Origin of the sequence: Spirillospora sp. NPDC047418 (genome assembly GCF_040643275.1) — a bacterium.
In the GTDB taxonomy this organism is placed as follows: Bacteria; Actinomycetota; Actinomycetes; order Streptosporangiales; family Streptosporangiaceae; genus Spirillospora.
In genome coordinates, this window is the sequence record NZ_JBEYTW010000035.1 from 1 (window position 1) to 25,563 (window position 25,563).

Below are 25,563 nucleotides of genomic sequence, written 5' to 3' on the forward strand. Positions count from 1 at the left end.
GCCCGCCGCGGGGGGCGGCCGGGGGGGCCCGCTGGGGGCGCCCCGCCGCGGGCCGCCGGGACCGGGGACGGGACGGGGTCAGGTCGTGCCGGTGAGGTCCAGCTCCTTGACCTTCGGGTCGCCGGCGTCCGCGAAGTAGTCGACGGAGCGGGTCGCGTCGCCGCCGTCGGCCAGCTTGGCCGCCCGGCAGACCGCCGTGCCGATGACCGCGACCGCGACGTTGACGGCCAGCGCCAGGATGCCGGTGTAGATCGTCATCTTGGTGTCGAGACCGAGGTCGCTCAGCGGGTACGCCGAGCCGCCGAAGTGCTCCTTGCCCTTGGCCGGGTTCGGGATCTGGTACAGCATCCACAGGCCCGCGATCATGCCGCCGGCCCAGCCGGCGATGAGCGCGCCCCGGTGGAACCAGCGCGTCATCAGGCCGAGCCCGACCGACGGGAGCGTCTGCAGGATGATGACGCCGCCGATGAGCTGCAGGTCGATGGAGAACTGCGGGTCCAGCGCCAGGATGCACGCCACCGCGCCCGCCTTGACGACCAGTGAGACCACCTTGCTGACCGTGGCCTCCTGCTTCGCCGTGGCGTCCCGCTTGATGTACTCCTTGTAGATGTTGCGGGTGAACAGGTTCGCCGCCGCGATCGACATGATCGCCGCCGGGACGAGCGCGCCGATGCCGACGGCGGCGAACGCGACGCCCGCGAACCAGTCCGGGAACATGTGGTCGAACAGCACCGGGACGGCGGTGTTGCCGTCCGGCTTGCCGTCGGTGGTGATCGGCTTCACGCCCGCCGCGATCGCCATGTAGCCGAGCAGCGCGATCAGGCCGAGCACGAAGCTGTAGGCCGGCAGCGCCGCCATGTTCCGCTTGATCACGTTGCGGTCCTTGCTCGCGAGCACGCCGGTGATGCTGTGCGGGTACAGGAACAGCGCCATCGCCGAGCCGAGCGCGAGCATCGCGTAGTTCAGCTGGCCGCTGCCGGCGATCGTGATGCCGTCGCCCGGCGCCGGCGTCGCGTCGAACTTGGCCTTCGCCGAGTCGAAGATCTCGCCCCAGCCGCCGAGCTTGGCCGGGATGTACAGCACCGCGACGATGATGACCAGGTAGATCAGCAGGTCCTTGACGAACGCGATCAGCGCCGGCGCCCGCAGCCCGGACTGGTAGGTGTAGGCCGCCAGCACCACGAACGCGATGATGAGCGGCCAGTGGCCGTTCACGCCCATCGCCTTCAGCACGGCCTCGATGCCGACGAGCTGCAGCGCGATGTAGGGCATCGTGGCGACGATGCCGGTGATCGCCACCAGCAGCGCCAGCGTCGGCGAGCCGAACCGGGCCCGGACGAAGTCGGCCGGGGTGACGAACCCGTGCACGTGCGACACCGACCAGAGCCGGATGAGGAACAGGAACACCAGCGGGTACACGATGATCGTGTACGGGACGGCGAAGAAGCCCGCCGCGCCCGCGCCGAACACCAGGGCCGGGACGGCCACGAAGGTGTAGGCGGTGTAGAGGTCGCCGCCGATCAGGAACCAGGTGACCCAGCTGCCGAAGCTGCGGCCGCCGAGCCCCCACTCGTCCAGGTTGTGCATGGTGTCGGGGCGCCGCCACCGGGCGGCGACGAAGCCCATCCCGCTGACCAGCAGGAAGAGCAGGGTGAAGACGACGATCTCGGTGATGTGGTCGCTCGCCACGGCTCAGCCCCTCTTCTTCGTCATCTGGTAGACGACGACCGTGCACAGGACGCCGAGCGGGATGAACGCGAGCTGGATCCAGTAGAAGGCGGGCCAGCCGCCGAGGCGGGGGCCGTCGCTGTTGAACAGGAACGTCAGCAGCGGGACCACGATAGGGACGACCAGCAGCCAGTTCCACGCGCTGCGGTCGGAGCGGGCGGCGGGCGGCGGTTCCGTCGAGGCCGGTTCCTGCGGAGTGTCGGGAGTCAAGGGGAGTCCTCCTCGTCGTGCGCCCCCCGGCTGGTGCCGGGGGCCTGGGGGCCGACCCCCAGGGGACACGCGCGCACGGCCCGCGTCCGGATCGCGAGGCGGGGCCGTGCCCGGTGGTGCAGCCGGGCGAGAGTACACGTCCGTTGATCACAACGTGATCTCGGTCACGGCACGACTCGGGTGGATCGTTCCAGGTCGCCGGGTAGCAGGTCAGAGCCCATCCGACGAGAGGTCAGGGGACCGGTCAGACGGTCCGGTCGGCCGCGGTCCTCGGCTCGTGCCGGACGTCCGACGGCAGGTTCAGCTCCCGCGTCCACGCGGCGAACTCCACCAGGATCCCGTCGGGGTCCTTGAAGTAGATGGACCGGACGAACACGCCGTCGTGGTTCTCCGGTGCGACGCCGAACTCGCTGTCGTCGTGGTTGAGCAGCACGCCCACGTCGACGCCCTTGGCGATGAGCCGGTCGCGGTACTCCTCGATGCGCTCGGGCGGGACGTCGAAGGCGATGTGGTTCATCGACCCGACGGCCGACAGCAGTTCGCCCCGGTCGGGCAGGTTCTTCGGCGCGGACACGCCGGGGACCGGCTCGGGCGCGTCCGGGAACCAGAAGAACGCGAGGGCGTCGCCGGCGCCGCAGTCGAAGAAGAAGTGCTGGCCCCAGCCCATCGGAAGCTCGATGGTCTTGATCAGCGGCATGCCGAGCACGCCCTCGTAGAAGTCCACCGTCCGCCGCATGTCGCTGCAGACGAGCGCGAGGTGGTTGACCCCGCGCAGCTCGAACTCGGTGTTCTTCCTGCTCATCGGCCTGATCATCGCCGCCGCCCCGGTCGTGTAAGCGAACCCTTGCGCCGAGGCCCATGGTAACCTCGCCGCATGCGAACCGCAGCCTCCCGGTGGTGGTGGCGCCGCTGAGGCGGTGCCGGTTCGTGCGTGCTCGAAGACCAGGCGACCGCCCTCACCGGCGGTCGTTTTCTCATGGGCGGCGTCCGGTGGGGGCCCGACATGAGGGGCCATCGCGGTGGAGACCGTCTCACAGCAGCCGCTGACCAGCGAGTTCGTCACGGCCGGGGGCGTACGGGTGACCCGTACCGCCGTCCCGGTCGACTCCGAGCGCAAGTCCGACGCGCTGAACGCGCTCGTCGCCGCCGTGGGGGAGCGGCGCGGCGGCGTGCTCAGCTCCGGCATGGAGTATCCGGGCCGCTACAGCCGCTGGCACATGGCCTACGTCGACCCGTGCCTGGAGTTCGTCGCGCGCGGGCGGACGGTCGCCGTGCGCGCCCTCAACGGCCGCGGCCGGGTCGTCCTGCCCGCCGTCGCCGGCGCGCTGCGCGCGACCGGCGAGGTCCGCGCGGACGAGCCCGGCCGGTTCGAGGTCTTCGTCCCGCCGGGCGAGGAGTTCTTCCCCGAGGAGGAGCGCAGCCGGCAGCCGACCGTCTTCACCGCCCTGCGCGCCGTCACCGGCCTGTTCGGCTGCGACGACCCGCACCTCGGCCTGTACGGGGCGTTCGGGTACGACCTGTCGCTGCAGTTCGAGCCGCTGCGGACCCGGCTGGAGCGGCCGGCCGGCCAGCGCGACCTCGTCCTGCACCTGGCCGATGAGATGGTCGTCGTGGACCGCAAGCGCGAGACCTCGCACCGCATCTCCTACGACTTCGAGATCGGCGGGGCGAGCACGGCCGGGCTGGCGCGCGAGACCGAGCCGACGCCCGTTCCGGCGCGCGCGGCCGAGCTGCCGGCGCAGCCCGTCCCCGGCGTGTACGCGCAGATGGTGCGGGACGCCAAGGACAAGTTCGTCCGCGGGGACCTGTTCGAGGTCACGCCCGGCCACGCGATGTACGGGCGCTGCGACTCGCCCGCCGCGTTCTTCGAGCGCCTGCGCGAGACCAACCCGGCCCCGTACGAGTTCCTGTTCAACCTCGGCGACGGCGAGTACCTGGTCGGCGCGTCGCCGGAGATGTTCGTCCGCGTCACCGGCGACCGCGTCGAGACCTGCCCGATCGCCGGGACGATCAAGCGCGGCGCCGACGCGCTGGAGGACGCCGAGCAGATCCGCGCGATCCTGTCGTCGGCCAAGGACGAGTCCGAGCTGACGATGTGCACCGACGTCGACCGCAACGACAAGTCGCGGATCTGCGTGCCCGGCAGCGTGCGGGTCCTCGGCCGCCGCCAGATCGAGATCTACTCCCGGCTGATCCACACCGTCGACCACATCGAGGGCCGGCTGCGCCCGGGCTTCGACGCGCTCGACGCGTTCCTCACCCACATGTGGGCGGTCACCGTCACCGGCGCACCGAAGACGTGGGCGATGCAGTTCATCGAGGACCACGAGGACTCGCCGCGCCGCTGGTACGGCGGCGCGGTCGGCTGCGTCGGCTTCGACGGGTCGATGAACACCGGCCTCACGCTGCGGACCGCGCAGATCCGCGACGGCGTCGCGACCGTCCGGGCGGGGGCGACGCTGCTGTACGACTCCGACCCCGACGAGGAGGAGCGCGAGACCCACCTCAAGGCCAGCGCGCTGCTCGGCGCGCTCGCCGCGTCCCAGCCGGGCCCCGCGGGCGCGGCGGAGGAGGAGGCGCCGCCGCCCGCGCTGCCGGGGGACGGCATGAAGGTGCTGCTCGTCGACCACGAGGACTCGTTCGTCAACACGCTCGCCGACTACTTCCGCCAGCAGGGCGCGAGCGTGGTCACGCTGCGGCACGGGTTCCCGGCGCGGATGCTGGACGAGCACGCCCCCGACCTGGTGGTGCTGTCGCCCGGCCCCGGCCGCCCGGCCGACTTCGGCACGCGCGCGCTGCTGGACGCCCTCGCCGAGCGGGACCTGCCCGTCTTCGGCGTCTGCCTCGGGCTGCAGGCGATGGTGGAGCACGCGGGCGGCGAGCTGGCGCTGCTGCCCGAGCCGTCGCACGGCAAGCCCGGCCGGGTGAAGGCGGCCGGGGGCGGGCTGTTCGACGGGCTCCCGGACGAGTTCACCGCGGCCCGCTACCACTCGCTGCACGCCACGCCCGACCGGGTGAAGGGGTTCCAGGTGACGGCGCTGACCGGGGACGTCGTGATGGCGATCGAGGACCCGGAGCGGCGGCGGTGGGCCGTCCAGTTCCACCCGGAGTCGATCCTCACGGCGGCGGGCGGCGCCGGGCACCGGATCGTCGCCAACGCGCTCCGGCTGAGCCGCTCGTGACCGCCGTTGTCCAGGCGGAGAAGGAGCATCGTCTCCTTCTCCGTCCATAACGGAGATTTCGGTCACCCGGAACCGCATTGCGGTTTCTTTGTCCCCTGCTGGGGGACCCCGGGGTCCATGATGACAATTCTGTGGCTCATCGCCGTGATCCTGGTGATCGCCGGGATCTACGTGATCCTCGCCCGGCGCGATCTCCTCTGGGGCATCGTCCTGATCGTCGTCGGGCTGCTCGTCGGCCCCGGCGGCGTGAGCATCTTCACCTGACCCTCTAGTAGCGGGCGGCGCGCCCGGGTTTGCGGGCGCGCCGGCCGGTTATCGCGACTCCAGAGGCGAAAGGAGGAACGGCCATGCCGATGACCACCAAGAGCGGCAAGCCGATCAAGGACGAGCTTCCCGGCACGATCCAGCGCTCGCCGAAGGAGGCGCAGGAGACCTTCGCCAAGGCCCACGACTCCGCGGTCGGGACCTACGGCGAGGGCCGGCGCGCCCACCGCACCGCATACTCCGCGCTCAAGCACAAGTTCGAGAAGCGCGGCGACCACTGGGAGCCGAAGGGGCGCAAGGGGCCGTCCGACCCCCGCGCCGAGAACCCCGACGCGCGCCGCGGCAAGGGCAGGAGCTTCGGCGGCGTGGACGTCAAAGGCAACAGCAAGAAGGAGCTCTACGACCGCGCCGCCGACCTCGACGTCCGGGGCCGCTCGAAGATGAGCAAGGAGGAGCTGGCCGCCGCGATCGCGCGCAAGCAGGACTAGCGGGCCGCCCGGTCAGCCGTACAGCCGGGCCAGCCGGGCGGCCTGCTCGGCCATCCGCGCCCGCAGCTCCGGCGGGGCGAGGACCTCGGCCTCCGCGCCGAGCCGGAGCAGCTCGGCGGCCGCGACGTCCATCGACTCGACCGGCAGCGTGGTCGCCACCCAGCCCCGCTCGTCGGGCTCCCCGGCGTCCGCGGCCGCCCGCCGGGCGGCGTGCGGCTCGACGGCGTACCGCAGCAGCCGCATCCCGGCGGGGGACAGCCGCACCGTCACCTCCTCGCGCAGCATCGAGCGCACGAACGCCGCCGCCTCCGCCCGCCAGTGCGCGGCGAGGTCGAACCCCTCGTCCCGCTCGAAGACACCGCCGTCCGGCCGGACGGCGGTGACGCGGTCCACCCGGTAGGTGCGGAAGGTCTCGCCGACCCGCGCGACCAGGTACCAGGTGCCGTTCTTCAGCACGAGCGCGTACGGCTGCGCCGTGCGCGCGACCTCGGTGTCCCCGCGGCGGTAGCGCAGCTCGACGGTCTCGTCCCGCCACACCGCGCGGGCCAGCTCGCGCAGCAGCGGCGGCGGCCCGGACTCGCCGAACCAGCCCGGCGCGTCCAGCAGGAACCGCCGGCCCGCCCGCGCGGGCGCGTCCCGCAGCGCCGCAGGCAGCGCCGCGAGGACCTTCAGCTCGGCGGCGGCGAGCGCGCCGGCGCGGCCCATGTCCCCGGCCGGGCCGGGCAGCCCGGACAGGAACAGCGCCTCGGCCTCCTCGCGGGTGAGTCCGGTCAGCCGCGTCCGGTACCCGCCGACGAGCCGGTACCCGCCGGCGCGCCCCTGGTCGGCGTAGACCGGGACGCCGGCCGCCGACAGCGCCTCCATGTCCCGGTACACGGTGCGCTCGGAGACCTCCAGCTCCCGCGCCAGCTCGCCCGCCGTCATCGCCTCCCGCGACTGCAGGAGCAGGACCATGGAGATCAGCCGGGCCGCGCGCATGGACACCATCCTGCCGCCCGGAACCTGACGTCTTCACGTGAGATTCGCCGTCTTTGCCTGTCGTGACGGGCGCGGGGGCTGTTAGCTTCCGGACGTGCCTACCGAAACCACATCGATCGCGGCGTTCATCGACGCCCTTCCGAAGGTCGAGCTGCACGTCCACCTCGTCGGCTCCGCCTCGGTCCCCACCGTCCTCGAACTCGCCTGCCGCCACCCGGACGGGCCCGTCCCCGCGGACGAGCGCGAGCTGCGCGCCTTCTACGAGTTCCGCGACTTCCCGCACTTCGCCGAGGTGTACGAGTCGGTGTCCAGCCTCGTCCGGACGCCGGAGGACGTCGGCACGCTCGTGTTCGGCGTCGCCCGCGACCTCGCCGCGCAGAACGTCCGGTACGTCGAGCTGACCGTCACCCCCTACACCCACCAGCGGGCCGGGATGCCGATGCCCGCGGTCACCGAGGCCCTCGACCACGCGGTGCGCGAGGCCCGCGACCGGCTCGGCATCCGGGTCGCCTACATCTTCGACATCCCCGGCGAGTTCGGGGCCGAGGGCGCGCGCGGCACCATCGACCACGCGCTCGCGCACCCGCCCGAGGCGCTCGTCGGGTTCGGGATCGGCGGGATCGAGCAGGTGCGCCCGCCGTTCCGGGACGCGTTCCGCGACGCGTTCGCCGCGGCCCGCGCCGCCGGGCTGCGCAGCCTCCCGCACGCCGGCGAGATGACCGGGCCGGAGACGATCTGGGAGGCCATCGACGGGCTCGGCGCCGAGCGCATCGGGCACGGCACGAGCTGCCTGGACGACCCGCGCCTGGTGTCCCACCTGCGCGAGACGCAGCTGCCGCTCGAAGTGTGCCCGACGTCCAACGTCTGCACCGGGCAGGTCGCCGACCTGGCCTCCCACCCCATGCCGCGGATGCTGGAGGAGGGCCTGTTCGTCACGCTGAACAGCGACGACCCGCCGATGTTCAACACGACGCTGACCGGCGAGTACCGCGTCGCCGCCGAGGTGTTCGGGCTGGGCCGCGCGGACCTCGCGGCACTGGCCCGCAACGCCGTGACCGCCTCGTCCCTGGACGAGCGGGGCCGCAAGGCGATCATCGGCGACATCGACGCCCTGCTGTGACCACCCGGCCCTAGCCCCAGGCCATCCGCCGCCACGGGCTGTCCGGGTCCTCGGCGAGGACGCGGTGGGCGGCGAGGGAGCGCTCGTACCACTCGCCGAACGCGCCCTCGTCGAACCGCAGCATCCGGCCGAGGACGTACCCCGCGGAGAACGCCCCCCACGACGTGTAGACCTGGTTGGCGCGGTACCCGGCCGTGAGGACGCACTTCTCGGCCTCCTCGGCGTCGCAGTACCCGGCGCCGAGGCCCCACCGGGCCATGTTCACCGCGCGCCCGAAGTCGTAGCCGTAGACGCTCTCGACCCGCCCGTCGGGCGGGAGCAGGCCGTCCGCGCGGAACCGCGCCTCGTACCGCAGGATCGCCGCCGACAGCTCGACCGCCTCCCGGACGGTCTCCGCCGCGATGTCGCGCTCGCGGCACCAGGCGCCGATCGCGGCGCGCCACTCCCGCTCCCCGGTGCCCCGCTCGCGCCGGTCGAGCACCATCTGGATCGCCGGGTCGCTGTTGCGGGCGTCGAGCAGCGCGTCCATCTGCTCCCGCCAGCCCGCCGCGTCGGCGACGCCCCAGTCCCGCTCCAGCAGCTCCCCGCCGCCGGAGCCGCCGCCGAGGGCGTTCCAGGCGGCGCCGTTCCCGACGGCCAGCGGGGCGCCGACCGCGAGCGCCGCCGCGAGCCTTCCCCACGACGGGCTGTCCGGGTCGGTGACGAGGAGGTCGTGGTCGCGGTCGGGCCGCCGCTCCGCGTCGGCCAGCAGCCTGGCGACCTGCCGCTGGTCGTCGCCGCCGGGCCCCCGGCCCGCCCCTGCCGCTCGTACCTGCGCGCACGCTCCAGCAGAGCGCCGGCATCCCCCTGAACCGTCATCAGCCCCTCCGCCGCAAACCGTACCGGTCCGGACGATCGCGACGGGACCGTGCCCAGGTCGCGGGGGTCGCGGCGGGGTGGTTTCCTAAGGGGCGACGGAACCGACCCGTAGGGGGATACGAGAGTGAAGAGCGTCGAGCCCGAGGTGTTCCTCGTCGCACGGCCCGAACTGGACTACGACGAGGTCGCCCGGTACCTGCGGGACGTGGGCGGGGAGAGCTGGCTGGAGCGGCTCGACCGGGGCGACCTCGACGACGAGCTGAACGACCCGCAGAACCTCGCCGAGTTCGCCGGCCGGCTCTGCTACCGCTCCTGGGAGCCGGGCCTCAATCCCAACGTGACCAAGATCCGCACCGACTCGGGCCAGTACCTGCAGAACATCCTGCGCAGCCTGCACGGCTCGGTGCTGGAGCACGTCAGCTTCAGCTTCGTGCTGCACAACGTGAGCCGCGTGCTGACGCACGAACTTGTCCGGCATCGTCCCGGTACGGCCATTTCGCAGGAGTCGCTCCGGTTCGTCCGGCTTCAGGACATCCCGTTCTGGTTCCCCGAGTGGGCCCGCGAGGACGCCGAGCTGATGAAGCGCGCCACCGCGATGCTGGAGCAGATGGAGGAGTTCCAGGGCTGGATGGCCGCGCACTTCGGGCTGGACGACGAGGGCGTGCCGTTCAAGGAGAAGAAGCACAAGACCTCGTTCATGCGCCGCTTCGCCCCCGAGGGCGTCGGTACCGGCCTGGTCTGGACGGCGAACGTCCGCACCCTGCGGCACACCCTGGAGAACCGCACCGCGCCGGGCGCCGAGGAGGAGATCCGGCTGCTCTTCGGCAGGATCGGCGAGCTGATGCGCACGGAGGCCCCGGACCTGTTCGGCGACTACGTCGTCGAGGACGGGACCTGGGTCCCCGAGTGGCGGAAGGTCTGACCCCGGCTCAGGAGTAGACGGCGAGTTCGAGCAGGTTGCGGTCGGGGTCGCGGATGTAGACGCTCGTGATGGGGCCCGTGGCGCCGGTGCGGGTCACCGGGCCCTCCTCGACCGGGACGCCGTGCCGGGCCAGGCCGGCGAGCACCTCGCCGAGCGGGACGGCGGCGATCAGGCAGAGGTCGGCGCTGCCCGGGGCCGGATGCGCCGCCTTCGGCTCGAACTCCCGGCCCGCCTCGTGCAGGTTGATCTTGCTGGTGCCGAAGGCCAGGGCGCGGCGGCCCGCGCCGAAGGTCACCGCCTCCATGCCGAGCACGCGCGTGTAGAACGAGATCGCGGCGTCGATGTCGGCGACGGTGAGGACCAGGTGGTCGAGGCGGTCGATGCGCATGCGGCCAACGTAGACCGGCGGGGGGCTAGGCGTACGCACGGGGCTGGGCAATTATTGGACGTTATGTCTGACATAACGATTCCCGCGGGTGCGCGGGAGCTGCCGGGGTACCTCGCCGTTCCCGAGGGGGAGGGGCCCTGGCCGGGCGTCGTCATCGTCTTCGAGGCGTTCGGTTCCAACGCCGACATGCGCGCCCAGGCCGACCGGTTCGCGGCCCAGGGGTACAACGCCGTCCTGCCCGACCTCTACAACGGGGTGCCGTGGGTCCGGTGCGTCACCAAGGCGATGCGCGACATGCGCGCGCAGCGGGGGCCCACGTACGAGCACATCGAGGCCACGCGCGCGTGGCTCGCGGGGCGGGACGACTGCACCGGCGACGTGGGCGTGTGCGGGTTCTGCATGGGCGGCGGGTTCGCGCTGGTAGCGGCGGCGAAGTACGACTTCAAGGCCGCCGCCGCGAACTACGGGATCCTGCCCCGCAGGCCGGAGGAGTCGCTGCGGGGCGCGTGCCCGGTCGTCGGCAGCTACGGCGCCGCCGACCCGACGCTGCGGGGTGCGGCGGGGAAGCTGGAGCGCGCCCTGGCGATCGCCGATGTCACCCATGACGTGAAGGAGTATCCGGGGACCGGGCACGGCTTCCTGACGGGCTTCACGCCGCCGGCGCCGCTGGGGCCGGTCGCGAAGATCGTCTTCGGGCTGGGTCGGGGGCGGGAGAACGCCGCCGACGGCTGGGACCGGATCTTCGCCTTCTTCGGCGAGCACCTCGCTAAAAAATCTACAACGTAAAGGCGCCGGGCCGGGCGTCAGGAGCGCAGGACCGCCTGGGTCTGGGTCACCTGGGCCACGCGGCGGCCGGTGCCGTCGTAGAGGTCCGTCTGGACGACGATCGACGTCCGGCCCGTGTGGAGCGGGCGGGCGACTCCCTCGACGCACCCCTCCCTGACCCCGCGGAAGAAGTTCGTCTTGGACTCCAGCGTCGTCGTGGAGGTGTCCGGCGGGAGGTTGAGGAACGCGCAGGCGGCGCCGAGGGTGTCGGCGAGCGCCATGAGCGCGCCGCCGTGCATGACCCCGCCGGCGGTGCAGCGGTCCGGGGCCCAGTCCAGCCGGCCGGTGACCTCGTCCGGTCCGGCGGTGTCGATGCGCACGCCCAGCGCGCGGGCGAACGGCATGGCGTCGGTCAGCTGGTCGGGGGTGAGCCCGGTGGTCATGGAGCCTCCTCGGTGAGCGTCCCGGCCCACCCTGGCGGCCGGGCCTCGCGGCGTCCATTACCCGGGACGTAATCGCGGGCGTGACCGGCCGGCCGGTAGCGTCCGCAGGGTGACGACGGCGTTGAGCGATGTGCGGCCCATCGGGGAGCAGCTGCGGGCGTGGCGGCAGCGGCGCAGGCTGAGCCAGCTGGAGCTGGCGTCGGAGGCGGACGTGTCGACCCGGCACCTCAGCTTCGTGGAGACGGGCCGGTCCGCGCCGAGCCGGGAGATGGTGCTGCGGCTCGCCGAGCACCTGGACGTGCCGCTGCGCGACCGGAACCTGCTGCTGGTGGCGGCCGGGTACGCGCCGGTGTTCGACGAGACGCCGATCGAGGAGCCGAAGATGGACGCGGTCCGCGCGGCGCTGAAGCAGGTGCTGGCCGGCCACGAGCCGTATCCGGCCGTGGTCGTGGACCGGTTCTGGAACCTCATCGACGCCAACGCGGCCGCCGCGTTCTTCATGGAGGGCGCGCCGCCCGAGCTGCTGGAGCCGCCGCTGAACGTGCTGCGGCTGAGCATGCACCCGGACGGCATGGCGAAGAACATCCTGAACCTGGCCGAATGGCGCGCCCATATGATCGACCGGGTGCGGCGGCATGTGGCGCTGACCGCGGACGCCGCGCTCACCCAGCTCTACCAGGAGCTGCGCGGCTTCCCGGGGGACGTGGGGGAGGCGATCGCGCCCCCGGCGGACCATGACGTCTTCGTCCCGCTGCGGATGCGGGTGGACGGCCGGGAGCTGTCGTTCTTCAGCACGATCGCGACGTTCGGCACGCCGGTCGACATCACGGTCGCGGAACTGGCGATCGAGTCGTTCTACCCGGCGGACGAGGCGACGACGCGGTTCCTGCGGGAGCGCGCGGGCTGGTGACCGGGCCGTCCGCCGTGAGCAGGTCGTGGTGGATGTGCTGCAGCGGAGTGCCGAGCCGCTGCAGCGCGGTGACGGCGCCCCGGACGAGCGGCGCGGGCCCGGCGACGTAGGCGGCGAAGCCGCCGGCGTCGTCCACGAGGCCGGGCAGGACGTCCGGCACGTGGCCGGTCAGCGCGCCGCTCCCCGGTGACCGCGACAGCACGGGGGTGACGCGGAGGCGAGGGCAGGCCGACTCCAGTAGCCGCAGGCCGGGCAGGTCGTAGAGGTCGCCGGCGGTGCGGGCCGCGACCAGCAGGCGGATGCCGCGGCCGGAGCCGGCGGCCGCCTCGGCCAGGGCCTTCATGGGGGCCAGGCCGGTGCCGCCGCCGATCAGCAGCAGGTCGCGGGGGGAGTCGGGGGCGAGGGTCATCGCGCCCTCCGCCGGGCCGAGCAGCACGGTGTCGCCGGGGGCGGTGCCCCGGACGAGCGCGCCGCTCACCCAGCCGCCGGGCCGGGCCCGGACGTGCAGGCGCAGCGTCCCGTCGGGGCGGGGCGCGTTCGCGATCGAGTAGGGCCGCCACATCCGCGGCCAGCGGGCGCTCTGCACGGTCACGTGCTGCCCGGCGGCGTAGCGCAGCGGCCGCTCGGGCCGCAGCGTGAGGACGGCGAGGTCGGCGGCGCGGCGGTCGTGCCCGGTGACCTCGGCGGCCCACCACGGCGGGGCCTGCTCGGCGTCCCGCTCGGCGGCGGCGATCATGGTGTCGGCGGCGTGCCGGTAGGCGGCCGTCCAGGCGTCCTCGGCGGCGGGCTCCCACACGTCGGCGGCGTGGACGCGCAGCGTGGCGGTCAGCGCGGCGCCGACGGCGGCGTAGTGCTCGGGCAGCACCCCGTACTTGCGGTGGCCGCGGCCGAGCCGGCCGAGGTGCCCCGCGAGCTCGCCGGGGTTGTCCTGGCTGCACGCGATCCGCAGGAGCGCGTGGAAGAACCGGTCGTGCTGGTGCCCCATCGCGGGCGGGAACAGGGCGCGCACCTGCGGCTCGGCCGCGAAGAGGCGCCCGTAGAAGTAGCGCATCGCCCCGGCCGGGTCGGCCTCCAGCCGGGCGAAGCACTCTTTGATCGTGCGGGGTTCCGGTGCCATGTGCCGGCTCACTCCCTGGGCCTGGTGGGCCTGGCACCGGCGGTCGCGGCAGGTCGGGTGCCCGGCTTCGTGAGATTCTCGCGCCGGATCGGCGCCGACTCAAGCGAAGCGGCCCCGGCGGTCGTCCGCCGCTGCGCTGCGTGATCGAACGTTACTCTAGAGTCACCGGTGGAGGGCTGAAAAGGGCACGGATACTGATCGGTACTCGAACTCGGGCGCGGGGCGGGCGCGGACGACCGGACCGGAGCGTGGAGGAGGAAACCACTCCCGAGTGGAAGATTCCGGGATTCTTCGCCGGGTTCCCGGCAGGGACGTGCCGCCGGGCGCGTGCGCGCCCGCCCGCGCGGAGGCCGATCTCGCCGCTCGGACTGCGAGGATCTGTCACGTACGGCAAGCTGGCCGGGACGAGGGCCGGGGGGCGGGACGGCGCACGGGGGCGGGTGGTGCACGATGAGGTGCGGCCGGAACCGGCGGATCACCCATGTCGCGGGCCGTCCCGCGGCGAAGGCCCAGCACGAGGGGGAGACACGCACATGTCAGAGTCCGTCCGCGGGGCTCCGGGCCCCGCCGCCGGGGCCGGCGCGCCGCCGCTCATCGGCATCACCACCTACCAGGAGCCGGCCCGCTGGGGGGTCTGGGTGCGCGAGGCCGCGCTGCTGCCGACGCCGTACGCGCGCTCGGTCGAGCGCGCCGGGGGAGTCCCGGTGCTGCTGCCCCCCACCGCGACCCTGCGCGGGGTGGACGCGCTGGTCGAGCGGCTGGACGGCATCGTCCTCGCCGGCGGCGGCGACCTCGACCCGGACCTGTACGGCGCGGCCCGGCACCACGAGACCGGTCCGCCGCAGCCGCAGCGCGACCGGTTCGAGCTGGCGCTGGTCCGCGCGGTCGTCGCGGCGGACCTGCCGTTCCTGGCGATCTGCCGGGGCATGCAGGCGCTGAACGTCGCGCGCGGGGGCGCGCTCATCCAGCACCTGCCGGAGGCCGTCGGCCACAAGGGGCACGCGCCGGAGACCGGGATCGTCGGCTCGCACCCGGTGCGGATCGGCGCGGCCAGCCTGGTCGGCCGGATCCTCGGCGAGCGGGCCGACGTCCCGACCTACCACCACCAGGCGGTCGGGCGGCTCGGCAAGGGCCTGTCGGCGGTCGCCTGGGCCGAGGACCAGGTGGTCGAGGCCGTCGAGCTGCAGGGCCACCGGTTCGGCCTCGCCGTCCAGTGGCATCCCGAGGAGGGCGGCGACCCGCGCCTGTTCCAGGCCCTGGCCGCCGCGGCCGCCGGCCGCTGACCGGGGATTGACCGGCCGTTCCCGGGGAAGCGACCGGGGAGTGACCGTCGTCCGCCCCGGAGGCCGCCGCATGCCCGTCCACCCCCAGACCGTGCGCTTCCTGGAGCTGCTCGCCTCCTGGACGGCCCCGCCGCCGGACGCCGGCGGGGCGGCCGAGCCCACGATCGCGGAGATGCGGGAGCGGATCGGCGCGGCGTTCCCGGCCGTGCGGCGGGAGCTGCCGCACGTGCGCGACCTGGTGGTGCGCGGCGCGCGGCACCCGGTGCCGGTGCGCCTGTACCGCCCCGCGCCGCCGGGCCGGGGGCCGCTGCCCGCGGTCGTCTACCTGCACGGCGGCGGCTGGGTGCTCGGCGGCCTCGACAACGTGGACGCCGCGTGCCGCGACCTCGCGGCACGCGCCGGATGCGCCGTCCTGAACGTCGGGTACCGGCTGGCGCCCGAGCATCCGTTCCCGGCCGCGGTGGACGACGCGTGGGCGGTCCTGGCGTCCGCGGTGCGGGAGCCGGGCCGCTACGGCATCGTCCCCGGCGCCGTGGCGGTCGCCGGTGACAGCGCCGGCGGGAACCTCGCCGCCGCCGTCGCGCTGCTGGCCCGGGACCGGGGGCTGCCGCTCGCCCACCAGCTGCTGGTCTACCCGGTGACCGACACGGCGATGGACACCCCGAGCTGGCGCGAGTACGGGACCGGGTACGGGCTGGACGCGCGGACGCTCGCCCGCTTCATGGACCTCTACCGGGGCGGCGCGGACCCGGCCGACTCCCGGCTGGCCCCGCTGCGCGCCCCCGACCTCGCGGGCGCCGCGCCCGCGACCGTCATCACCGCCGAGTGCGACATCCTGCGCGACGAGGCCGAGGCCTACGCGCAGCGGCTCGCGGCCGCCGGGGTGCCGGTCGAGCTGCGCCGCTACGACGGCGTCGTGCACTCCTTCTTCCTGCTGCCCGAGATCTTCGACGCCGGGGCCGAGGCGATGGAGTTCGCCGTGCGGCGGCTGCGCGCGGCCTTCGGCGGTCAGCCGAAGCGCTTGGCCAGGGCGCCGAGGCCGGTCGCGTAGATGCCCTGCGCGAGGGTCTTGGTCATCGCCTCCTCGTCGCCGGCGTCCGCGGAGAAGTCGCCCCACCACTCGACGAACGCCTGCCCGGTCGCGGTGACCGGCAGGACGCGCAGGTGCCCCCGGGCGCCGCGCACCGGCAGCGGGCACTCCAGGATCTCGTACCAGTAGCCGCGGCCGGCGTCGTCCAGGCCGGCGAGGCGCTCGCGGAACACCGAGTCGCCGGGGCCGATCAGCCGGCGGACGCAGCCGACGCGGTCGGCGGGGCCGCCGTCCTCGATCACGCCCGTCTGCACGCCCGGCATCCACTCGGCGAGGTTCCCGAAGTCCCGCACGTAGGACCACACGTCGTCGGGGGCGGCGTTGAGCACGGTGCTGGCGTACGAACGGGGCATGGACGCTCCTCCGGGTGGCGCGGGAACCCCTCATGCTGCCCGCGCCGTGTGATCCGGGCAACAGGTTGACCGTCCCGAATCCCCTTCGGGATGATCGGGGCATGCTGCTCGGTGATCTCGCCCACCGGGGCGCCGCGCTCTGGCCGGACCGCACCGCGTTCGCCTGGGACGGGCGGCGCCGCAGCCACCGGGAGCTGCACGAACGCGCGCGGCGCTGGGCCGGGCTGCTGGCCGCCGGGGGAGTGCGGCCCGGCGGCCGTGTCGCGCTGCTGACCGCCGGGGTGCCCGAGGCGGTCGAGGCCGCGTTCGGCGCCTCGCTGATCGGTGCCGTGATCGTCCCGCTGAACGTGCGGCTGAGCCCCGCCGAGCTCCGCCACCAGGCCCGGGACGCGGCGGCGCGGCACGCGGTCGTCCACCCTGCCCTGGCGGCCCTCGCGCGCGAGGCCGGCCTGCTCGACCGCGCACACTGGACGATCGGCCCGGACCTGGACGCCGCCCTGGACGGGGCGCCGCCGCACGATCTCCCCCGGCCCGACCCGGGCGCGCCGGTCATGCAGCTCTACACCTCGGGCACCACCGGGCACCCGAAGGGCTGCCTGCTGACGAACCGCGGCTGGGTCGCCGCCGCGGCCAACGCCGTGCACGCGTTCGGCCTCACCGCCGGCGACCGGCTGCTGGGCGCGCTGCCGCTGTTCCACGTCGCCGGGTACGGCGCCGTGCTGGGGCAGCTGGCCGCCGGCGGCACGGTGGTGCTGCCGTCCGGCGCGTCCCCCGGGGAGCTGTGGCCGCTGATCGCCGAGCACGGCGTCACCGTCGCGGTCTTCCCGGCGGGCACCGCCCGCGCGCTGCGCCATCCCGCCGCCGCCCCGGGGACGCTCCGGCTGGTCTTCGGCATGGCCGCCACCGAGCGGCCCGCGACCCTGGAGCGGCTGCGCGACCTCGGCATCGGCTACCGGGGCGTCTACGGGTCGACCGAGGCGGGCAACTTCGTGACCGTCTCCACGCTGGCGGACGAGCTGGCCCACCCCGGCACGGTCGGCCGGCCGCTGCCCGCGTTCGACCTGGCCCTGGACGGCGCCGGCGCCCCCGGTGAGGTGGGGGAGCTGCTGCTGCGCGGCGCGAGCCTGATGGCCGGGTACGCCGGTCACCCGGACCCGCCGGGCGACGGCCGGCTTCGCACCGGCGACCTCATGCGGCTCGACGCCGACGGGCGCCTCTTCTTCGTCGACCGCGCCAAGGACATGGTGAAGAGCGGCGGCGAGAACGTCTACTGCGCCGAGGTCGAGCGCGTCCTCGCCGAGCACCCGGCGGTCCGGGACGCCGCGGTGTTCGGCGTCCCGGACCGGCGCTGGGGCGAGGCGGTCAAGGCCCTCGTCGTGCCCCGCGGCGACGCCCCGCCCGGCGGGCTGCCCGCGGAACTGGACGCGCACTGCCGCGCCCGGCTCGGCGCGTTCAAGCGCCCCCGCTGGTACGAGCTGGCCGAGGCGATCCCGCGCAACCACTCGGGCAAGGTGCCCAAGCGCGAGCTGCGCGCCGCGCACGACCCGGCCACGGCCGTCCGGCTCCCCGAGACCGGCAGCCGGGCCTAGCACGGCTCCGGGCCCGGTACGACCTGGGCCCAGTACGGCTCCGGGCCCGGTACGACCTGGGCCTAGTACGACCTGGGCCTAGTACGACTTGGGCAGGCCCAGTTCGTGCTGGGCGATGTGGGCGAGGACGAGCTCCTCCGCGACCGGGATGTTCTTGGCGATGCGGGCGTCGCGGAACATCCGGGCGATCGGGTACTCCAGCGAGTACGCCATGCCGCCGTAGGTCTGGAAGGTGCGGTCGGCCGCCTGCCACGCCGCGTCCGCAGCGGTGAGCTTGGCGATGTTGGCCTCCGAGCCGCAGGGGCGGCCCCGGTCCCACAGCCAGGCGGCCTTGTAGGTCATCAGCCGGGCCAGCTCCAGCTGCGCCTTGGCCTTGGCGAGCGGGAACGCGATGGCCTGGTTCGACCCGATCGGCCTGCCGAACGGGGCCCGGTCGTTGGCGTACTCGCAGGCGAGCTTCAGCACGAGCCCGCCGGAGCCGACCCCGCCCGCCGCGGCGAGGATCCGCTCGGGGTTCAGGATGTCCCACAGGACGAGGAACCCCTGGTCGACCTCGCCGAGGACGCGGTCCGCCGGGACGCGCACCTCGTCCAGGAACACCGTGCTCGACGCGACGGTGTTGGTGCCGAGCTTGGGGATCGGCTGGAACGTCAGCGTGCCCGCGGCGACGGCCTCCTTGACGTCCACCAGCAGCACGGTGAAGCCGGACGTGCGGGGGCGCGCCTCGGCCGCCGGGATCGTCCGGGTGACCAGGACCATGTGGTCGGCGCGCTCGACGCCGGAGATCCAGATCTTCTGGCCGCTGACCAGGAAGTGGTCGCCGTCGCGGCGGGCCTGGGTCGAGATGTTGACGGCGTTGCTGCCGGCGTCCGGCTCGGTGATCGCGAAGCAGGTCTCGATCTCGCCGGACGCGATCCCCGGCAGGAACGCGCGCTTTTGCTCCTCGGTCCCGTGCCGGTTGATGGTGAGGCCGCCGAACGCGGGCGTCAGCAGGTACATGAAGGCCGCGGCGCCGCCCGCGCCGCCCTCGGCGAGGGCCTCCAGCGCGACCGCCAGCTCCAGCAGCCCCTGGCCGCCGCCGCCGTGCTCCTCGGGGATCGCGAGGGCGTGCCAGCCGCCCTGGACGAGCTCCCGCCAGACCTCCTCCGGCCAGCGCTTGTCCGCGTCGCAGCGGCCCCAGTAGTCCTGGTCGTACTTCCCGGCGATCGCCAGCACGCCCTCGCGCACCGCCGCCGCGCTCTCCGGCAGGTCGAAGTCCACCGCGCCTCCCTCAATTCGCGTGGCACCATGGTAGCCGACTTGAGTAAGTGGCCACTGACTCGGGGTGCGGTCATTGAAGGCCGCCCTACCGGGTAGGCGATCGGACGGACGCTCGACACGGGAGGGGGAGGCCATGCGGCCCCGCGACAGGTGGATGCTGGCCGGCGGACGGTGGAGCCAGGGCACCGGGGAGGACGTGTTCTCGGTGGACGACCCGGCGACCGGCGAGCCGCTGGGGGTGGTGGCGGTGTCCACCCCGGCGGACGTGGACACCGCCGTGGGCGCGGCGTGCGACGCCGCGCCGGGCTGGGCGGCCACCCCCGCCGCCGACCGGGGCGCGGCGCTGCAGGCCGCCGCGCGGGCGGTCGAGGAGCGCGTGGACGAGCTTGCCGCGCTGGTGACCGCCGAGATGGGCAAGCCGTCCGGTGACGCGCTCGGCGGTGTGGAGGCCGGGATCGGGACGCTGCGCCAGTACGCCGAGCTGGGGCCCCTGCACGGCGGCCGCAGCCTGCTGGGCGGCTGGGACGCCACCGACTTCACGGTCCGCGAGCCGCGCGGCGTCGTCGCCGTGATCACGCCGTGGAACGACCCGGTCGCCATCGCCTGCGGCCTGATCGGCGCCGCGGTGGTCACCGGCAACACCGTCGTGCACAAGCCGTCCGAGCGGACCCCGCACACCGGCGCGATGCTCGCCGAACTGATCGCCGGGCGGCTGCCCGGCGGCGTCCTGAACATGGTCGTCGGCGACGGCGAGGTGGGCGAGGCCCTCGCCGGCCACCCGGACGCGGACGTCGTCGCCCATGTCGGCTCGACCGCCGCCGGGTACCGCATCTCCGAACTGGCGCTGCGCACGGGCGCGAAGACCCTGCTGGAGAACGGCGGCTCCGATCCGCTGATCGTCGACGCCGGCGTCGACCCGTCCTGGGCCGCCGGGCAGGCCGCGACCGGGTGCTTCGCCAACGCCGGGCAAATCTGCACCTCCGTCGAGCGGGTCTACGTCCACCAGGACGTGGCCGAGGCGTTCCTCGACGCGCTCGCGGCCCGCGCCCGCGGCATGCGGATGGGGCCGGGCGCCGACATGGCCACCGAACTCGGGCCGCTCGTCGACGAACGCCACCGCACGCACGTCCACCAGCACGTCGAGAAGGCGATCGCGGACGGCGCGCGCCCCCTCGCCGGGGCGGAGATCCCGGCCGGCCCCGGCGCGTTCTACCCGGCGACCGTCCTCGCCGGCTGCACCGACCACATGCCGATCATGGCCGAGGAGGTCTTCGGGCCGGTCGCGCCCGTCCGCACCGTGGCCTCCTTCGACCAGGCACTGGACGCCGCCCGCCGGTCCCGCTACGGCCTCGCCGCGACCGTCCTCACCCGCGACATGGCGCACGCGCAGGCCGCCTGGCGCACCCTGGACGCCGGCACCGTGAAGGTCAACGCGGTGTTCGGCGGCGCCCCCGGCGGCGCCGCCGTCCCGCGCCGCGCCAGCGGCCACGGCTTCGGCTACGGCCCCGAGCTCCTGGACGAGATGACGGCCGTGAAGGCCGTCCACATCCACGCCGCCGTCCCGTGACCGCCGTCCCTTGACCGCCGTCCCGTGAGCGTCAGCCCTTGACCGTCAGCAGGGGCCGCAGCTCCGCGACCGGCGTCGCCACGCCCCCACCCAGCAGGCTCGACACCACCGGCCCGATGTCCTTGTAGGCCCACGGCGCCTCCTGCTTCAGGTCGCGCCGCCACGCCGCCATGACGTCGGACCGCCGCGCCACCACCGGGTCGCGGTGGTCCAGCGGCGTCACCACCCGGAACTCGCGCAGGAACGCGTCGAGCCCGGCGTCCCCGCCGCGTGCGGACGCGCCGCGCGGGATCCGGCGCCCCGCGCCGTGGCACGCGCTGGCCAGCGTGCGCGGGTTCCCGTGCCCGCGCAGCACGAAGCTGGACGCCCCCATCGAGCCGGGCACGATGACCGGTTCGCCCCACATCGCATAGGGGCCGCCCGCCATCTCGGCGTGGCCGCCGGCCGGGGTGGCGCCCTTGCGGTGGACGACCCGGTCGCCGTCCCGCCAGAACAGGTTGTGCGGCGCGTCGTACAGCAGCCGCGCCGCCGCGTCCCCGCACTCGGCCGCGAGGCCCGCCCGCATCGCCAGCGACAGGAAGTACCGGTTGCCGGCCGCGAAGTTGGCGGCGTTGCCGAACGCGTCCAGGTAGCGGCGGCGGGCGGGTTCCGAGCGCTCGTCCAGCAGGAACGGCAGGACGCCGTTGCGCGGGCGGGGGAGCCCGGCCGGCCAGGTCGCGCGGAGCCGGTCCAGGGCGGTCGCGTTCGCCTGGTGGCCGAGCGACAGGGAGCCGCTGTGCACCATCGTCACGACGGTGCCCGGCGTCAGGCCCCAGGCGTGCGCGGCGGCCGGGTCGTGCACGTCCGCCACGTACTGGAGTTCGGCGAAGTGGTTGCCGCCGCCGATCCCGCCGATGACGCTGTCGTGGCTGGCGGCGCCGCGATCGGCGCCGGCGCTGCCGATCCAGTCGGCGAACGCGTCCGCCGTCGCCGCCGGGTGGCCGGAGGCGTGCACGCGGTCCACGGCGTCGTCGGCGTCCTCGGCCGCGGCGCCCTGCCATGGCGCCGGGCCCGCGAGCAGCAGTCCGGGCAGCCCGTCCCGCAGCAGCGCCTCGCGCTGGACGGGGGTCAGCGCGATGCGGCGGCCGCCCTCGAAGAACAGGTGCCGCAGCCGCCGCTCCAGCGCGTCGAGCCGGTCCCGGACGCGGCCGGCGCGCAGCGCGGTGACCTCCAGCCGCATGCCGCAGTTGACGTCGCTGCCGACCGCCTGCGGCAGCAGCGCGTGCTCGGTCTCCAGGACGGTGCCGATCGGTATCCCGGCGCCCTTGTGGAGGTCGGGGGTGAGCGCGGCGCGGGTGATGCGCGGGGCGGGCCCGTCGTAGCCGGGCGTGGCCTCGGCGAGCCGGTCGAGCGTCGCGGCGGTCTCCAGGAGGGCCAGCGCCTCGGTGACGGCGGCGGGCTCCAGCGGGACGTCGCCGCCGGCGCAGATCTCGACGGGGACGCCGTGCGGGTTGGGCAGGGCGAGCCAGTGCTCGCCCGTGCGGGCGAGCCGGTGGTCTTGGCGTGCGGACACGGTGTGAATCCTTCGGGGCTGCCGGAGCGCGCGCATCGGAGCGCGCGGGAAGAGCCGTCCGCGCGGAGGGCGCGACGGCGGGGGAGCGGGCAGGAGGCCCGCTCGTTCCTCGGGTTCAGCAGCCGCGAGGCAGTCCGGAGACTAGTGCCGGGTCAGGCGTCCGGGCCAGTGGTTTTCGCGGGGACGGACAGGTAGCGGGTCACCAGGCGCGCGACGAAGTGCGCGAACGTCTCCGGTGGGCCCGAGGGGAGCATGAGGTGGCTCATCGTCAGCCGCACCGCCGCGTCGGCGACCTCGGTGAGCGCGTCGCGGTCCAGGTGCGGCCACTGCCGCAGCGCGTGCTCGGCGATGCGGGCGCTGGCGGCGAACAGCACCGGCTCGGCCTGCGTGGTGAGCAGCGGCAGCATCTCGTCGCCGCCCGCGCCGGTCAGCACCGCCTTCTTCAGCTGGTCGTCCGCCGACGTCTCCAGCGTGTACGTCACCGCGGCGACGACCGCCGCGTACACGTCGTCGTGCTCGGACAGGACCGTGTCGATGCCGTCGAGGTAGCGGTCGTTGTCGCGGACCACGACCGCCTGCGCCAGCCCCCACTTGTCGCCGAACTCGTTGTAGACGGTCTGCCGGCTCACCCCGGCGGCCTCCGCGACGTCCCGCATGCGGACGGCCCGGTAGCCGCGCTCGACGAGCAGGTCCGCCGCGGCGTCCAGCAGGGACTCGCGCACGGGACGTCCGCCGGTGCCCATGTGTCGTCGTTCCTCCGGGTGCTCGTCGGGCCTCCATTATCGCCCGCCGCCCGGTGGCGGGCCATCACCGGGCCGGGTCGCCGCCGCTGTCGAGCAGGTGGGCAAGCGGGAGGGTGGCGGCGCCGACGGCGACCGCCTCCGGGCCGAGGTGGCACGGCTCGATCGTGGTCTGCGCGAACGGCTGCCGCAGCGCGTAGGCGGCGGTGGCCTCGATGACCCGGTCCAGCATCCGGCCGCCGATCAGCAGCCCCGCCCAGCCGCCGATGATGATCTTCTCGGGGCTGAACAGGTTGACCAGGTCGGCGATGCCCGCGCCCAGGTACTCGGCGATGTCGTCGCGCAGCCGCGCGGCGGTCCCGGACGGGTCGGCCAGCAGCGCGGCGAGGGCGCCCTCCTCGTCGGCCCCGGCCGGGCCGCCCGCCGCCCGGTAGCGCTCCAGCAGCGCGGTCGCGCCGACGTAGGACTCCAGGCAGCCGCGCGACCCGCACCGGCACCGCGCGCCGCCGACCCGCACCGTCGTGTGCCCCCACTCGCCCGCGCTGCCGGCCGCGCCCCGGTACGGGGAGCCGTCGATCATGACGGCGGCGCCGACGCCGGAGCCGATGAGGGCGACGACGGCGTTGCGGTGCCCGCGGCCCGCGCCGAACCACATCTCGGCCTGCCCGAGCGAGGTGGCGCCGTTGTCGATGAACAGCGGGAGACCGGTGCCCGCGCGCAGCATCCGCTCCAGCGGGACGGCCTCCCAGCCGATGGTCTGGCAGTGCACGACCGCCTCCGGGCCGTGCTCGAGCACGCTGTACTCGACGACGCCGGGGACGCCCACGCCGACGCCGATGATGGACGCCGGGTCGACCGACGCGCCCTCGATGACGGCGGGCAGGCCCTCCAGGATGTGCCGGACGACGGCGCGCTCGTCGTGGCCGCCGTCCCCGAGCGGGAAGTCGGCCTTGGCGAGCTGGGTCAGCTCCAGGTCGAACAGCTCGACCATCACCCGCGTCTCGCCGACGTCGATGCCGACGAGGTGGCCGTAACCGGCCGCCGTCTTCAGCAGCACCCGCGGGCGGCCCCCGTCGGACTCGACGCTGCCCGCCTCGGCGACGAGGCCGGCCTCGATCAGCTCGGTGACGACGTTGCTGACCGAGGCGGGGCTGAGGCCGGTCTCCCTGGCCAGGTCCTGGCGGCTGAGCGGCCCGTCGAAGTACAGCCGCCGCAGCAGCACCGACCGGTTGGTGCGGCGCAGGTCGCGCACGGTCCTCCGGCGCCGTTCCGGCATCGGGCCCCCTTCTCCCGCGGCCGCTGCGCGGCCGCGTCCCCCGCGGTTTCCCAGGTCTTGACCCGACCATTATGTCACTGCTTAGATCACGTCGTGAAATAAGGTGTGATCTAACTCTCCCCGCGCGAGTCCCACCCCCTCAGGATCGGAAGGCCGAGCCGATGCGTCATACCACGTTCGCAGGACGGGCCGCAGCCGTCCTCACGGCAGGACTGCTGGCCGCCGCCACGGCGGCGTGCGGCGGCGGCACCGCCTCCGGCGGCGGGAACGGCGACCCGAAGACGCTGACCTACTGGGCCAGCAACCAGGGCACCGACATCGCCGCCGACCAGAAGGTGCTGAACCCCGAGCTGGCCAAGTTCGAGAAGCAGACCGGCATCAAGGTCGAGCTGGAGGTCGTCCCCTGGACCGACCTGCTCAACCGCATCCTCGCCGCCACCACCTCCGGCCAGGGGCCGGACGTCCTCAACATCGGCAACACGTGGTCGGCGTCGCTGCAGGCCACCGGCGGGCTGCTGCCCTTCGACGGCGGCGCCATGGCCGAGGTCGGCGGCGCCGGCCGGTTCGTGCCCGCCGCGCTCGCCTCCGCCGGGGCGAAGGGGAAGCCGCCGGCCGCCGTGCCGCTGTACTCGCTCGCCTATGGGCTCTACTACAACAAGACGATGTTCGCGGACGCGAACCTGGAGCCGCCCAAGACCTGGCAGGAGATGGTCGACGCCGGCCGCAAGCTCACCAAGGACGGCAAGTACGGCATCGCCGTCGAGGGCGCGAGCATCCCCGAGAACGTCCACGCGGCCTTCAACATCGGCCAGATGTACGGGGCCGACTTCTTCACCGCCGACGGCAAGCCGCAGTTCGCCACCCCGCAGGCGGTCGCGGCGGTCAAGTCCTACGTCGACCTGATCGCCCAGGAGAAGATCGCCGCGCCGGGCAACGCCGAGTACTCGGCCAACCAGTCGCTGAACGACTTCGCCACCGGCAAGGCCGCCATGCTCATGTGGCAGGCCACCACCAGCGGGCTGACCAACCTCGGCATGAAGCCGGGCGACTGGGGCGTCGTCCCGCTGCCCAAGCCGTCCCCGGCCCCGCCCGGCGGGCGCGACATCACCTCGATGGTCGCCGGCATCAACATCGCGGTCTTCAAGAACACCGACAACCGCGACGGCGCCCTGGACTTCGTGAAGTTCATGACCAGCGATGACGAGCAGAAGATCCTCAACAAGGCGTACGGGTCGCTGCCCGCCGTCACCGCCGCGCAGAACGACCCGGCGTTCGACACCCCGGACCTGCGGGTCTTCAAGGACATCCTGGCCACCAGCGCGGCGCCGCTGCCGCAGGTGCCGGAGGAGAGCCAGTTCGAGACGGCGGTCGGCACGGCGATGAAGGACCTGTTCGCCGACGCCGCCGCGGGCAAGCCCATCACGGAGGCGAGGGTCAAGGAGAGGCTCGCCGCCGCCCAGGAACAGATGGGCAAGTAGGG

General features: G+C 74.1%; 26 protein-coding genes. 13 read left to right on the forward strand and 13 right to left on the reverse strand.

The window, feature by feature from the left end; genetic code table 11:
- Positions 1-78 precede the first annotated feature (78 nt).
- The 3 genes from mctP to ABZ806_RS22150 all read right to left on the reverse strand — a co-directional run bounded on the left by mctP (position 79) and on the right by ABZ806_RS22150 (position 2,740).
- Positions 79-1,689: a monocarboxylate uptake permease MctP gene (mctP, locus tag ABZ806_RS22140; RefSeq protein WP_500219244.1), complete on the reverse strand. Its 1,611-nt coding sequence runs from the start codon at positions 1,687-1,689 to the stop codon at positions 79-81.
- 3 nt (positions 1,690-1,692) lie between these two features.
- Positions 1,693-1,938: a DUF3311 domain-containing protein gene (locus tag ABZ806_RS22145; RefSeq protein ID WP_500219245.1), complete on the reverse strand. Its 246-nt coding sequence runs from the start codon at positions 1,936-1,938 to the stop codon at positions 1,693-1,695.
- 244 nt (positions 1,939-2,182) lie between these two features.
- Positions 2,183-2,740: a VOC family protein gene (locus ABZ806_RS22150; RefSeq protein ID WP_500219246.1), complete on the reverse strand. Its 558-nt coding sequence runs from the start codon at positions 2,738-2,740 to the stop codon at positions 2,183-2,185.
- Positions 2,741-2,957: 217 nt separating this feature from the next.
- Between ABZ806_RS22150 and ABZ806_RS22155 the strand changes: the two genes are divergently transcribed.
- The 3 genes from ABZ806_RS22155 to ABZ806_RS22165 all read left to right on the forward strand — a co-directional run bounded on the left by ABZ806_RS22155 (position 2,958) and on the right by ABZ806_RS22165 (position 5,872).
- Entirely contained in the window at positions 2,958-5,120 is a 2,163-nt protein-coding gene (locus ABZ806_RS22155) for an anthranilate synthase component I (RefSeq protein WP_500219247.1), read from the forward strand.
- Positions 5,121-5,237: 117 nt separating this feature from the next.
- A complete protein-coding gene (locus ABZ806_RS22160) occupies positions 5,238-5,384 on the forward strand; it encodes a GPGG-motif small membrane protein (protein ID WP_165959128.1) in 147 nt (48 codons plus the stop codon).
- Between the two features lie 83 nt (positions 5,385-5,467).
- Positions 5,468-5,872: a ChaB family protein gene (locus tag ABZ806_RS22165; protein ID WP_500219248.1), complete on the forward strand. Its 405-nt coding sequence runs from the start codon at positions 5,468-5,470 to the stop codon at positions 5,870-5,872.
- 12 nt (positions 5,873-5,884) lie between these two features.
- On the opposite strand, the gene ABZ806_RS22170 is transcribed toward ABZ806_RS22165, so the two are convergent.
- Positions 5,885-6,850 carry a helix-turn-helix transcriptional regulator gene (locus ABZ806_RS22170; RefSeq protein ID WP_500219249.1) on the reverse strand — a complete coding sequence of 322 codons (966 nt, stop codon included), beginning with the start codon at positions 6,848-6,850 and terminating at the stop codon, positions 5,885-5,887.
- Between the two features lie 94 nt (positions 6,851-6,944).
- Here ABZ806_RS22170 and add point away from each other — a divergent pair, with 94 nt between their 5' ends.
- Entirely contained in the window at positions 6,945-7,970 is a 1,026-nt protein-coding gene (gene add / locus ABZ806_RS22175; protein ID WP_500219250.1) for an adenosine deaminase, read from the forward strand.
- Positions 7,971-7,980: 10 nt separating this feature from the next.
- Here the strand turns inward: add and ABZ806_RS22180 are convergent, their stop codons facing one another.
- On the reverse strand, positions 7,981-8,721 hold the full coding sequence (locus tag ABZ806_RS22180) for a DUF1266 domain-containing protein (protein WP_500219312.1): 741 nt from the start codon (positions 8,719-8,721) through the stop codon (positions 7,981-7,983).
- On the opposite strand from ABZ806_RS22180, the gene ABZ806_RS22185 reads away from it, so the two are divergent.
- Together ABZ806_RS22185 and thyX are read left to right on the forward strand one after the other, a co-directional pair.
- Positions 8,683-8,820: a hypothetical protein gene (locus tag ABZ806_RS22185; RefSeq protein ID WP_500219251.1), complete on the forward strand. Its 138-nt coding sequence runs from the start codon at positions 8,683-8,685 to the stop codon at positions 8,818-8,820. The two genes, ABZ806_RS22180 and ABZ806_RS22185, sit on opposite strands and share 39 nt — an antisense overlap.
- A gap of 132 nt (positions 8,821-8,952) precedes the next feature.
- The gene (gene thyX, locus ABZ806_RS22190; protein WP_500219252.1) at positions 8,953-9,750 is read left to right on the forward strand and encodes an FAD-dependent thymidylate synthase; all 798 of its coding nucleotides are present in this window, start codon (positions 8,953-8,955) and stop codon (positions 9,748-9,750) included.
- 7 nt (positions 9,751-9,757) lie between these two features.
- Here the strand turns inward: thyX and ABZ806_RS22195 are convergent, their stop codons facing one another.
- Positions 9,758-10,138: a VOC family protein gene (locus ABZ806_RS22195; protein ID WP_500219253.1), complete on the reverse strand. Its 381-nt coding sequence runs from the start codon at positions 10,136-10,138 to the stop codon at positions 9,758-9,760.
- Between the two features lie 63 nt (positions 10,139-10,201).
- Between ABZ806_RS22195 and ABZ806_RS22200 the strand changes: the two genes are divergently transcribed.
- Positions 10,202-10,924: a dienelactone hydrolase family protein gene (locus ABZ806_RS22200; protein WP_500219254.1), complete on the forward strand. Its 723-nt coding sequence runs from the start codon at positions 10,202-10,204 to the stop codon at positions 10,922-10,924.
- A 17-nt stretch (positions 10,925-10,941) separates the two neighbouring features.
- Here the strand turns inward: ABZ806_RS22200 and ABZ806_RS22205 are convergent, their stop codons facing one another.
- Positions 10,942-11,346, reverse strand: coding sequence for a PaaI family thioesterase (locus tag ABZ806_RS22205; protein WP_500219255.1), 405 nt, complete (start codon positions 11,344-11,346; stop codon positions 10,942-10,944).
- Positions 11,347-11,455: 109 nt separating this feature from the next.
- Here ABZ806_RS22205 and ABZ806_RS22210 point away from each other — a divergent pair, with 109 nt between their 5' ends.
- Complete coding sequence (locus ABZ806_RS22210) at positions 11,456-12,256, forward strand: helix-turn-helix domain-containing protein (RefSeq protein ID WP_500219256.1); 801 nt, start codon at positions 11,456-11,458, stop codon at positions 12,254-12,256.
- Here ABZ806_RS22210 and ABZ806_RS22215 read toward each other — a convergent pair.
- Positions 12,171-13,373 (reverse strand): globin domain-containing protein, encoded by a 1,203-nt coding sequence (locus ABZ806_RS22215; protein WP_500219257.1) that lies wholly within the window; start codon positions 13,371-13,373, stop codon positions 12,171-12,173. The two genes, ABZ806_RS22210 and ABZ806_RS22215, sit on opposite strands and share 86 nt — an antisense overlap.
- A gap of 533 nt (positions 13,374-13,906) precedes the next feature.
- Between ABZ806_RS22215 and ABZ806_RS22220 the strand changes: the two genes are divergently transcribed.
- A complete protein-coding gene (locus tag ABZ806_RS22220; protein ID WP_500219258.1) occupies positions 13,907-14,656 on the forward strand; it encodes a gamma-glutamyl-gamma-aminobutyrate hydrolase family protein in 750 nt (249 codons plus the stop codon).
- Positions 14,657-14,726: 70 nt separating this feature from the next.
- Positions 14,727-15,707: an alpha/beta hydrolase gene (locus tag ABZ806_RS22225; protein ID WP_500219259.1), complete on the forward strand. Its 981-nt coding sequence runs from the start codon at positions 14,727-14,729 to the stop codon at positions 15,705-15,707.
- On the opposite strand, the gene ABZ806_RS22230 is transcribed toward ABZ806_RS22225, so the two are convergent.
- Positions 15,665-16,099, reverse strand: coding sequence for an SRPBCC family protein (locus ABZ806_RS22230; RefSeq protein WP_500219260.1), 435 nt, complete (start codon positions 16,097-16,099; stop codon positions 15,665-15,667). The genes ABZ806_RS22225 and ABZ806_RS22230 overlap by 43 nt on opposite strands.
- A 101-nt stretch (positions 16,100-16,200) precedes the next feature.
- Between ABZ806_RS22230 and ABZ806_RS22235 the strand changes: the two genes are divergently transcribed.
- Positions 16,201-17,688 (forward strand): class I adenylate-forming enzyme family protein, encoded by a 1,488-nt coding sequence (locus ABZ806_RS22235; RefSeq protein WP_500219261.1) that lies wholly within the window; start codon positions 16,201-16,203, stop codon positions 17,686-17,688.
- A 78-nt stretch (positions 17,689-17,766) separates the two neighbouring features.
- Here the strand turns inward: ABZ806_RS22235 and ABZ806_RS22240 are convergent, their stop codons facing one another.
- Positions 17,767-18,948, reverse strand: a complete 1,182-nt coding sequence (locus tag ABZ806_RS22240) for an acyl-CoA dehydrogenase family protein (RefSeq protein ID WP_500219262.1) — start codon at positions 18,946-18,948, stop codon at positions 17,767-17,769.
- A gap of 133 nt (positions 18,949-19,081) precedes the next feature.
- Here ABZ806_RS22240 and ABZ806_RS22245 point away from each other — a divergent pair, with 133 nt between their 5' ends.
- A complete protein-coding gene (locus ABZ806_RS22245; protein WP_500219263.1) occupies positions 19,082-20,515 on the forward strand; it encodes an aldehyde dehydrogenase family protein in 1,434 nt (477 codons plus the stop codon).
- A gap of 31 nt (positions 20,516-20,546) precedes the next feature.
- Here ABZ806_RS22245 and ABZ806_RS22250 read toward each other — a convergent pair whose 3' ends face one another.
- The 3 genes from ABZ806_RS22250 to ABZ806_RS22260 all read right to left on the reverse strand — a co-directional run bounded on the left by ABZ806_RS22250 (position 20,547) and on the right by ABZ806_RS22260 (position 24,083).
- Positions 20,547-22,067, reverse strand: coding sequence for an RtcB family protein (locus ABZ806_RS22250; RefSeq protein ID WP_500219264.1), 1,521 nt, complete (start codon positions 22,065-22,067; stop codon positions 20,547-20,549).
- Between the two features lie 152 nt (positions 22,068-22,219).
- The gene (locus ABZ806_RS22255) at positions 22,220-22,810 is read right to left on the reverse strand and encodes a TetR/AcrR family transcriptional regulator (protein ID WP_500219265.1); all 591 of its coding nucleotides are present in this window, start codon (positions 22,808-22,810) and stop codon (positions 22,220-22,222) included.
- 64 nt (positions 22,811-22,874) lie between these two features.
- Complete coding sequence (locus tag ABZ806_RS22260; RefSeq protein WP_500219266.1) at positions 22,875-24,083, reverse strand: ROK family transcriptional regulator; 1,209 nt, start codon at positions 24,081-24,083, stop codon at positions 22,875-22,877.
- Between the two features lie 161 nt (positions 24,084-24,244).
- Between ABZ806_RS22260 and ABZ806_RS22265 the strand changes: the two genes are divergently transcribed.
- Positions 24,245-25,561 carry an ABC transporter substrate-binding protein gene (locus tag ABZ806_RS22265; RefSeq protein ID WP_500219267.1) on the forward strand — a complete coding sequence of 439 codons (1,317 nt, stop codon included), beginning with the start codon at positions 24,245-24,247 and terminating at the stop codon, positions 25,559-25,561.
- The last annotated feature ends 2 nt before the right edge of the window (positions 25,562-25,563 follow it).

Bases quoted from the DNA above. Each gene is read 5' to 3' on its own strand.
- ABZ806_RS22200 (WP_500219254.1), top strand. From the start codon at position 10,202: ATGTCTGACATAACGATTCCCGCGGGTGCGCGGGAGCTGCCGGGGTAC.
- ABZ806_RS22235 (WP_500219261.1), top strand. From the start codon at position 16,201: ATGCTGCTCGGTGATCTCGCCCACCGGGGCGCCGCGCTCTGGCCGGAC.
- ABZ806_RS22220 (WP_500219258.1), top strand. From the start codon at position 13,907: ATGTCAGAGTCCGTCCGCGGGGCTCCGGGCCCCGCCGCCGGGGCCGGC.
- ABZ806_RS22195 (WP_500219253.1), bottom strand. From the start codon at position 10,138: ATGCGCATCGACCGCCTCGACCACCTGGTCCTCACCGTCGCCGACATC.
- ABZ806_RS22205 (WP_500219255.1), bottom strand. From the start codon at position 11,346: ATGACCACCGGGCTCACCCCCGACCAGCTGACCGACGCCATGCCGTTC.
- ABZ806_RS22170 (WP_500219249.1), bottom strand. From the start codon at position 6,850: ATGCGCGCGGCCCGGCTGATCTCCATGGTCCTGCTCCTGCAGTCGCGG.
- ABZ806_RS22265 (WP_500219267.1), top strand. From the start codon at position 24,245: ATGCGTCATACCACGTTCGCAGGACGGGCCGCAGCCGTCCTCACGGCA.
- ABZ806_RS22160 (WP_165959128.1), top strand. From the start codon at position 5,238: ATGATGACAATTCTGTGGCTCATCGCCGTGATCCTGGTGATCGCCGGG.
- ABZ806_RS22255 (WP_500219265.1), bottom strand. From the start codon at position 22,810: ATGGGCACCGGCGGACGTCCCGTGCGCGAGTCCCTGCTGGACGCCGCG.
- ABZ806_RS22215 (WP_500219257.1), bottom strand. From the start codon at position 13,373: ATGGCACCGGAACCCCGCACGATCAAAGAGTGCTTCGCCCGGCTGGAG.
- ABZ806_RS22260 (WP_500219266.1), bottom strand. From the start codon at position 24,083: ATGCCGGAACGGCGCCGGAGGACCGTGCGCGACCTGCGCCGCACCAAC.
- ABZ806_RS22230 (WP_500219260.1), bottom strand. From the start codon at position 16,099: ATGCCCCGTTCGTACGCCAGCACCGTGCTCAACGCCGCCCCCGACGAC.
- ABZ806_RS22225 (WP_500219259.1), top strand. From the start codon at position 14,727: ATGCCCGTCCACCCCCAGACCGTGCGCTTCCTGGAGCTGCTCGCCTCC.
- ABZ806_RS22245 (WP_500219263.1), top strand. From the start codon at position 19,082: ATGCGGCCCCGCGACAGGTGGATGCTGGCCGGCGGACGGTGGAGCCAG.
- ABZ806_RS22150 (WP_500219246.1), bottom strand. From the start codon at position 2,740: ATGAGCAGGAAGAACACCGAGTTCGAGCTGCGCGGGGTCAACCACCTC.
- ABZ806_RS22165 (WP_500219248.1), top strand. From the start codon at position 5,468: ATGCCGATGACCACCAAGAGCGGCAAGCCGATCAAGGACGAGCTTCCC.